Source organism: Paenibacillus sp. UNC499MF, from assembly GCF_900107975.1.
In the GTDB taxonomy this organism is placed as follows: Bacteria; Bacillota; Bacilli; order Paenibacillales; family NBRC-103111; genus Paenibacillus_F.
Window position 1 is genome coordinate 1 of the sequence record NZ_FNVF01000011.1, and the last position, 8,593, is coordinate 8,593.

The following is an 8,593-nucleotide window of genomic DNA, read 5'->3' on the forward strand; positions in this document are numbered from 1 at the left end:
ACGGGTGCGTGGATTGAAATGTTTATGAAATTCATCTGCTTGTCCGTCAATGCCGTCGCACCCCTAACGGGTGCGTGGATTGAAATGGGTTTGCCTGTCACCACTGCTTGCCCAGTGCGGGCAGCGTCGTACCCCTTACAAGTGCGTGGAATCCAACTGCTCACCAGCACGATACATGTAGACCCATGATGCCAACTTAAACAAAAAAAGAGCTTAAGAGCCGCTACAGCGGGCAAATCTTAAGCTCTTTTTTACTTTCCTCCAGCAGAAGTTTGTGCTCTTCTTCTGATGTTTTTTATTTCTTTTACGTCTATTTTGTGAAAAATGTATATTATAGGAAGGGATTAGGTGTAGGTCTATAGAATTACCATATCTATATGATTTGTAGGTATATGGTTCTATTTTCAGGCAGAATTAGGGTCTTGTAAGGGAGGAACCGGGTTGGAATTCATCGCACATATACGGGAAAGCGACGGAGAACATCAAAGTGTGGAGGACCACCTTTTAGGGGTCCAAACGTTAGCCGAGTCCTACGGAGAAGGAATAGGCATTAAGCACATCGCAGGACTCGCGGGACTTCTACATGATTTGGGTAAGTATACGGTTGCTTTTCAGGAGTACCTGCTGAAGGCACTTAGAAATCCCGAAGCCCCGCCCAAAAAAGGGTCCGTGGATCACTCTACGGCTGGCGGACGTCTGCTGTATCAGCTTTTTCATACAGGCAGGATTGAGAGGGATAAGGGAGTTTTAGCCGAAATCGTGGGCAATGCGATCCTTTCTCACCATTCCTACCTTCAGGATTTTTTAAACCCTGAGTCGGAATCGAATTATTTGCAGCGTGTGCGGGATAAAGAAGCCAAGGAGTTGAGCGAGCTTCCGCAAGTTGTTCAATGTTTTTTTGAAAAGGTGATAAGAGAAGAAGAGTTTTACAGGTATGTGGAGCAGGCTGCGCTGGAACTGAAGATTTTTCTTGCACAAGAGTCCCCCCTCAGTCTGGAAGCACGATGCATGTTCTTAACGAAGTACGTGTTCAGTGCGCTGATTGATGCGGATCGAACGAATACCCGATGTTTCGAGGAAAATATCCCTGACGTTCCGGTGAAGAGGCCGCCGAAAGAATTGTTCGGCACCTTCTATGATCGGCTCATGGCTGAGATCGAGTCATTGACGGAGCATAGCAAGGCAGACTCGTCGATTAAAACTCTCCGTAGGGAAATGTCCGAGCAATGCGACAAGTTTGCAGAGAAATCGTCGGGTATTTACACGTTGTCCATTCCCACGGGAGGCGGGAAGACATTGGCAAGTCTCCGATATGCGCTCAAGCACGCACAAATGTACGGAAAAAAACGCATCATCTTCGTTCTTCCCTATACGACGATCATCGAGCAGAATGCTGCGGAAGTACGCAGGGTTCTCAAGGATGTGGAGCATATTTTGGAGCATCACTCCAATGTGATTGAGGACGAAAACGACGAGGATGAACATATGGATGGCAAGGTCAATATGCGGCAGAAGCTGAAGTTGGCGAAGGATAACTGGGATTCTCCCATTATTTTTACAACGATGGTGCAGTTCCTGAATGTGTTCTATGCCAAGAGCAGCCGGGATATTCGGCGCCTGCATCATTTAAGCGAGTCGGTCCTTGTGTTCGATGAAGTTCAGAAGGTTCCGGTTTCGTGTGTGTCGCTGTTCAATATGGCAATGAATTTCCTGAACCAATTTTGTTCGTCCAGCATTGTGTTGTGTACGGCCACACAGCCGGCTCTCGGTTTTGTCGAGCACAAGCTGCACCTGAGCCCGAAGGCCGAGATGGTCGCAAATCTGGGTGACGTGATAGCCGCGTTTAAGCGGGTGGAAATCGTGGACCGTGCCACTGATGAGAGATTCAATACCGACAAACTTACGGAATTTGTTGCGGAGAGAATGAAAGATGCGCAGAGCGCGTTGGTTATTCTCAACACCAAGTCTGTCGTTCAGAGGGCGTATGAAGAACTAGTTAAACGTATGGACGGCATTCCGGTCTTTCACTTAAGCACCTCCATGTGCGCGGCTCACCGCAAAGACAGGCTGGATGAAATCAGACAACTGCTTACGGATAAGAAAAAGGTTCTCTGCATCAGTACCCCCCTGATTGAAGCAGGCGTGGATGTGAGCTTTGAATGTGTAGTCCGCTCGCTAGCGGGGCTGGATTCGATTGCACAGGCAGCAGGCCGATGCAACAGGCACGGGGAGCGTGAAGTGCAGCAGGTCTATGTGGTAGATCACGACGAAGAGAACCTGAGCCGTTTGCCGGAAATAGAGCGGGGCAAGAAGATTTCGAGAAGAATATTAATCGACTTGAAAAGAGATTCGTCTAGTCACGGCGGGCACTTATTGTCCGTAAAAGCCATGGAGCGGTACTTCAGGGAGTTCTATGAAGATTTTGACGCAAACCTGAATTTCCCGGTACCTAAGCTGGGTAGCAACCAGACCTTAACGAATTTGTTGTTCGCTCCTGTAAACGATAATGTTTATTTTCAGGATTACCGGAGCAACCGGGGAGAGCGCCTGCCCTTGTTTCTGGCGAACAGCTATAGGACGGCTGCCGAGCATTTCTATGTTATTAAAGACAGCGGGGTATCCGTCATAGCCCCTTACGGTGATGAAGGCAAAGAGATCATTGCGGATTTAAACGGCGCGGGTCGTATCGAAGATTTGACTCGGTTGTTAAAAAAAGCCCAGCAATACACCATCAATCTTATGAATCATGAACTGATGCGGGTAGACAAAAACGGCGGACTGGAACGCTGCCTGGACGGACAAGTTCTCGTGTTGGGAGAGGGCGCTTACAATCGGGATTTTGGTTTCGATGGGGAGAACGAAAGCTGGGAAGGGCTGCTGATGGCTTGATAGCTCTTGCAAGCGACCTAGAAAGGAGGTGACTCGATGAGAAACTCAGTGGAGTTTGTCGTGCACGGTGACTATGCTTTATTTACAGATCCGCTCACGAAGCTTGGAGGAGAGAAGTGTTCCTATCAAGTCCCCACGTATCAGGCAATCAAAGGGATAACGGAGAGCATTTACTGGAAACCTACCATTTTCTATGTGGTAGACGAGATTCGGATCTTGAAACCCATCCGTATGGAATCCAAGGGAGTTCGGCCTATCGACTATAGCGGAGGAAATACGCTTGCCAACTACACTTATTTAAAAGATGTTTGTTATCAGGTCAAGGCCCACTTTGAATTTAATGAGAACCGCCCCGATCTGGCTTTCGATCAAAACGAACATAAACACCACAATATTTTGCTGCGTTCGCTTAAAGCGGGAGGCCGCAGAGATATCTTCCTCGGAACAAGAGAGTGCCAAGGCTACGTGGAGCCGTGTGTTTTTGGCGAAGGGAAAGGTTTCTACGATGAGTATGGAGATATTCATCTGGGAAATATGGTTCACGGCATTAATTATCCGGATGAGACGGGTCGGGATCAGATGGAGATCCGTCTGTGGAACCCGGTCATGAGAAATGGTGTCATCGAATTTCGTAAACCCGAGGAATGCATACAAGTGCGCACCATCTCGGAAATGAAGCCCAAGCATTTTGACCACACCAATGTGGAATCGGTGGATGCGTTGCTGGCAAGATGGGGAGAGGGGGGAGTTAATCCATGAGTTGGCTGCTGAACTTGTATGAAACGTATAAAGCGAATACGGATAGGGTAGGAGTCGTCGAGAAGGGCGTGAACGAGCGCGAGTTTACACTACTGCCTGTGTCGCATACGACTCAGAACGCGCACATCGAGGTGCTGATCACGGAAGACGGCGAATATCATTCCGCCGAGGTGATCGAGAAGAATGATGCCAGCACGCTCATTCCAAGCACGGAGAAGTCCGCGAGCCGGGCGGGTGCTGTCGTTGCGCCTTACCCTCTTCACGATAAGTTGAGTTACGTGGCGGGCGATTTCCGTGACTACGGCGGGGTGATTAAGGAAGAAGAGCCTTTTGGCGCTTATATCCGGGAGCTTCAAAACTGGGCGGAGTCACCTTATGCTCATCCTAAGATTCAAAGCATCTACCGCTATTTAGGCAAAAGACGATTGATTCAGGACCTGGCGGGCGAGAAAATCCTGTGTCTGGACGAGAGCGGACGTCTGATCGACAAGTGGGATAAGAAGTATGAGTCCCTGTATCCCGAAAAACCGAAAATTTTCGGTGTATTGGCAGGCGAACAGGATAGCGCCTTCATACGCTTCACGGTGTATTCTCCTGAACGCTCGTTGACGGAAGTTTGGAAAGACCCCGATGTATATGAGTCGTTCATTCGGTATTACAGCGAACAGTTGGGCAGTGAAGACATTTGTTACGTGACGGGGGAAAGACTGCCCGCGACGGACAAGCATGCGAATAAGATCCGCAACGCGGCGGACAAAGCGAAGCTAATTTCGGCGAACGATAAAACGGGATTCACTTTCCGGGGCCGTTTTAGCGATAGCGGCCAGGCGGCCAGCATTTCTTACGAGGTTTCCCAGAAAGCTCATAATGCGCTGAAATGGCTGATCAACCGGCAGGCTAAAACCTTCGATCAGCGGGTGTTTCTTATCTGGGGGAATGAAGTGCCGGATGTTCCCGATCTGTCCGAAGACACGTTTGCCTTGGACCCCGAGGCGGCACAACAGGAGCGCCTGCCATCCGGCACAAATCAATCTTTTGCGCGGGAACATGCCAAGGCGATGGACGGTTTCCAGAACCGGCTCACTTCGAAGTATAAAGACCATTTCCGGTCCGACGTTAACATCCTCATCCTGGATTCGGCGACGACCGGAAGGATGGCCGTGCTGTATTATCGCAACATGAACAAGGAGCTTTACCTGGAAAAGCTCGTTGAATGGCACTCCACCTGCGTATGGCTGCACCAGTATCGCACGAACAAGCAGAAGGAGTATGTTCAGTATTACGGAGCCCCGGCGACGAAGGATATCGCGTTTGCGGCTTACGGTCCGAGAGCGAGCGACAAGCTGGTCAAAGGGCTTATGGAGCGCATGCTGCCCTGCATCCTGGATGGCGACAGAATTCCTGCGGATATTGAACGGAGTGCGATACAACGTGCTTCTAATCCGGTTGCTCTGGAGAAATGGGAATGGGAAAAAGTACTCAGCATTACATGTGCCCTTATTAACCGAAAGGAGAGATATCCCGTGGCATTAAACAAAGAAATTACGGACCGCAGCTACTTGTTCGGCCGCTTGCTTGCCGTGGCCGACGTGCTCGAAAGAAGCACGCTGGACAAAAATGAGGGTCGCGCGACGAACGCGATCCGATACATGAATGCGTTCTCCAGTCACCCGGAGAGAACGTGGAGGATCATCCATCAAAGTCTTCAGCCGTATCTGGACCGTCTCGGGGCTAATGCCAGAAGGTACACGATGCTTTTGGAGGAGATCAGCACGAAGCTCGACATGGAAGATTTCAACAATAAGCCGCTTTCGGGAAAATACCTGTTAGGCTACTACAGCCAGCGATACGACCTATACCAGAAAAAAGAGAAAATCGAGGATGCCACTGAAGCATCCGATCAGGAGGAGAGATTACAATGAGCAGCCTGGATCATAAAATTGACTTTGCAGTCGTCCTGTCGGTCACGAGCGCCAATCCTAACGGGGATCCTTTGAACGGCAACCGTCCGAGACAAAACTACGACGGCTATGGAGAAATCTCAGATGTCGCGATCAAGCGCAAAATCAGAAACCGTCTGCAGGATTTGGGCGAATCCATCTTCGTTCAGTCCAATGACCGCAAGAACGATTCATTCGGCAGCTTAAGAGAACGTGCGGACGGCAACGAGGAGCTGAACAAGATTATCAAGGCCAAGAAAAGTTCCGGCGACGATTTCGCTTGGGTGGCCTGTCAGGAATGGATGGATGTGCGGAGCTTCGGGCAAGTGTTCGCTTTCAAAGGCGGCGCAAAGGGCGAAGGGGTTTCCGTCGGGGTCAGAGGCCCGGTATCCGTTCATACGGCCAAAAGCGTCCACCCGATCGATATTACGAGCATGCAGATTACGAAGAGCGTCAATTCCGAGCCCGGCAAGGATAGAGGCCCCGATACGATGGGCATGAAGCACCGGGTCGATCATGGCCTGTATGTATTCTATGGAAGCATCAATACCCAGCTTGCGGAGAAAACCGGTTTTACGAACGAGGATGCGGAGAAAATCAAGCAGGCACTCGTGACCCTATTCGAGAATGATTTATCATCGGCAAGACCCGACGGCAGTATGGAAATCCACCATGTATACTGGTGGGAACATAGCTCCAAATTGGGTCAATATTCCTCGGCCAAAGTCCATCGCTCCTTATCTGTTAAGCCAACGATTGAAGAACCGAAATCATTCGAAGACTATACGATTGAATTGTCCGAACTGCCCGGCTTGAAGGTTGAGGTTTTGGACGGACTTTGATGGAGAGCGGTGAAGAAGAGTACCTGATGCTTTCGGGCATCCAGCATTTTGAATTTTGCAGACGTCAGTGGGCGCTCATTCATATTGAACAGCAGTGGGAAGAGAACGTGCGGACGGTGGAAGGCAAGCATCTTCATCAAAAAGCCGATCAGCCTTTTGTCCGGGAGAAGCGCGGGGACAAGCTTACAGTTCGCGCTATGCCGGTGAAGTCGGATGAGCTTCATTTTTCAGGGATATGTGATGTGGTCGAGTTTATTCGAAGTGCCGAAGGCGTCGAAATTCATGGTGCGGAAGGCACATACAGAGCGGTACCTGTGGAATACAAACGAGGGAAACCTAAGGTCAACGACGCCGATGTCCTCCAGTTAGCCGCCCAAGCTCTGTGTCTGGAGGAAATGCTGCTGTGCGAAGTTCCTATAGGCTATCTATATTATAACGAGATTAAGCACAGAGTTGAGGTTGAGCTGACAGAGGAAATTAAACGAAAAGTAAAATCAATTGCCGCTGAAATGCACGACTACTATAAACGCAGACATACGCCGAAGGTAAAGACAGGCTCATTCTGTCAAAGCTGCTCCCTCTTACCCATTTGTCTGCCGGAAGTGATGAGTAAGCGTTCGGTACGCAGTTATATGGAAGGGAAAATCAGCGAATGAAGAAGCTTCTGAACACCTTATTCGTTACACAACCGGACGTATACCTTTCTTTGGACGGCGACAATATCGTGCTGCTGAAGGAGCAGGAGAAGGTAAACAGAATCCCTCTGCATAATCTGGAATCCATTGTCGCGTTCGGGTACACGGGGGCAAGCCCGGCACTTATGAGATACTGCGCGGAGCGCAACATCGCTATCGTATTTCTAAGCATGAGCGGAAAATTTTTGGCAAGAGTAGTCGGGGAAAGCCGAGGCAACGTCATTCTTCGCAAGAAGCAATACCTCGTATCCGAAAGCGAGCTTCTGTCGGCTCAAATAGCCCGCAATTTTATTGTCGGTTAAATATATAACCATAAATGGATGCTTGAGAGAATGACAAGGGACTATCCACTGCGCATAGATGTGGAGAATTTCAAAGAAGCATCCCGGCAGTTGACCCTTCTTATGAAAAGCATCAGACAATGCGAGGACTTGGAGCGGCTTAGGGGGCTGGAAGGACAAGCGGCCCTCATATATAACCAGCGGTTCGACACGATGATTCTTCAGCAAAAGGAAGATTTCCCATTTTCGGACCCGGTCGCGCAGACCGCCCTTGGATTACGTCAATGCTATGCTGTCGCTGGCGTATACCCTTCTTGCTCACGATACTTCAGCCGCTTTGGAAGGGGTAGGGCTCGATGCTTATGTGGGTTTTCTGCACCGGGACCGTCCCGGCCGCGCTTCGCTGGCACTCGATCTGATGGAAGAGCTGCGCGGCGTCTATGCCGACAAGTTCGTCTTGTCCCTGATCAATAAAAAAGGGATTCAAAAAGAAGATTTCGTTCGCAAAGAAAACGGAGCGGTCCTCCTTACAGAAGACGGCAGAAAGAAATTCCTGACCGCATGGCAAAGCAAGAAGCAAGAAAAAATAACCCATCCCTATCTAGGCGAGAAAATCACATGGGGATTGGTGCCGTACGCGCAAGCGCTGCTATTAGCACGGCATTTGCGCAACGATCTGGATGAGTATCCTCCATTTTTATGGAAGTAGGTGCAGCCTATGCTGGTGTTAATTACTTATGATGTCAGCACGACAAGCGGAGCGGGACAGCGAAGGCTGCGGAAGGTGTCGAAAATATGCCAGAATTACGGTCAGCGTGTCCAGAACTCCGTGTTTGAATGCGTTGTTGACGCTGCGCAATTTGCTGTGCTAAAAATGAAATTAATTGAAATTATCGATCAGAGTGAGGATAGTCTAAGATTCTATCGACTAGGAAATCAGTATAAAACCAAGGTAGAACATATCGGCATTAAGGAATCGCTCGATCTGGAAGGTCCATTGATTTTGTAGTGCGAATGTGAAGTGAACATGATTTCCCAGGGGGATTCGCACCAAATATTATCCAGAAATAAATACCCTAAACATAATATGGTATTTTATATTTGGAATGAAAGAGTTAAATTCTATATTATTTTTGGTAGTAAGTCGTTTTTGGCCATTTATTGGTTAAAAAGCGGAGTCGCACCCC

General features: G+C 49.2%; 6 protein-coding genes and 1 pseudogene. All 7 read left to right on the plus strand.

All coding sequences use genetic code 11. The features are described from left to right. Positions 1–441: 441 nt before the first annotated feature. The 7 genes and pseudogenes from C4S74_RS19590 (at position 442) to cas2 (ending at position 8,415) form a co-directional block, all read left to right on the plus strand. The gene (locus C4S74_RS19590; RefSeq protein WP_103996969.1) at positions 442–2,889 is read left to right on the plus strand and encodes a CRISPR-associated helicase/endonuclease Cas3; all 2,448 of its coding nucleotides are present in this window, start codon (positions 442–444) and stop codon (positions 2,887–2,889) included. Between the two features lie 36 nt (positions 2,890–2,925). Then, on the plus strand, positions 2,926–3,648 hold the full coding sequence (gene cas5c / locus C4S74_RS19595) for a type I-C CRISPR-associated protein Cas5c (protein WP_103996970.1): 723 nt from the start codon (positions 2,926–2,928) through the stop codon (positions 3,646–3,648). Continuing rightward, positions 3,645–5,570 (plus strand): type I-C CRISPR-associated protein Cas8c/Csd1, encoded by a 1,926-nt coding sequence (gene cas8c / locus C4S74_RS19600; RefSeq protein ID WP_103996971.1) that lies wholly within the window; start codon positions 3,645–3,647, stop codon positions 5,568–5,570. The genes cas5c and cas8c overlap by 4 nt, the downstream gene beginning before the upstream one ends. Further along, on the plus strand, positions 5,567–6,430 hold the full coding sequence (gene cas7c, locus C4S74_RS19605; protein ID WP_103996972.1) for a type I-C CRISPR-associated protein Cas7/Csd2: 864 nt from the start codon (positions 5,567–5,569) through the stop codon (positions 6,428–6,430). Before cas8c ends, cas7c begins: the two co-directional genes overlap by 4 nt. Further along, a complete protein-coding gene (gene cas4, locus C4S74_RS19610) occupies positions 6,430–7,086 on the plus strand; it encodes a CRISPR-associated protein Cas4 (RefSeq protein WP_103996973.1) in 657 nt (218 codons plus the stop codon). The genes cas7c and cas4 overlap by 1 nt, the downstream gene beginning before the upstream one ends. After that, positions 7,083–8,115 (plus strand): annotated as a pseudogene (gene cas1c, locus C4S74_RS19615) (type I-C CRISPR-associated endonuclease Cas1c). The gene cas4 and the pseudogene cas1c overlap by 4 nt, the downstream one beginning before the upstream one ends. A gap of 9 nt (positions 8,116–8,124) precedes the next feature. Further along, positions 8,125–8,415 carry a CRISPR-associated endonuclease Cas2 gene (gene cas2 / locus C4S74_RS19620; protein WP_103996974.1) on the plus strand — a complete coding sequence of 97 codons (291 nt, stop codon included), beginning with the start codon at positions 8,125–8,127 and terminating at the stop codon, positions 8,413–8,415. Positions 8,416–8,593: the final 178 nt, after the last annotated feature.

Bases quoted from the DNA above. Each gene is read 5' to 3' on its own strand.
- cas5c (WP_103996970.1), top strand. From the start codon at position 2,926: ATGAGAAACTCAGTGGAGTTTGTCGTGCACGGTGACTATGCTTTATTT.
- cas8c (WP_103996971.1), top strand. From the start codon at position 3,645: ATGAGTTGGCTGCTGAACTTGTATGAAACGTATAAAGCGAATACGGAT.
- cas7c (WP_103996972.1), top strand. From the start codon at position 5,567: ATGAGCAGCCTGGATCATAAAATTGACTTTGCAGTCGTCCTGTCGGTC.
- cas4 (WP_103996973.1), top strand. From the start codon at position 6,430: ATGGAGAGCGGTGAAGAAGAGTACCTGATGCTTTCGGGCATCCAGCAT.
- cas2 (WP_103996974.1), top strand. From the start codon at position 8,125: ATGCTGGTGTTAATTACTTATGATGTCAGCACGACAAGCGGAGCGGGA.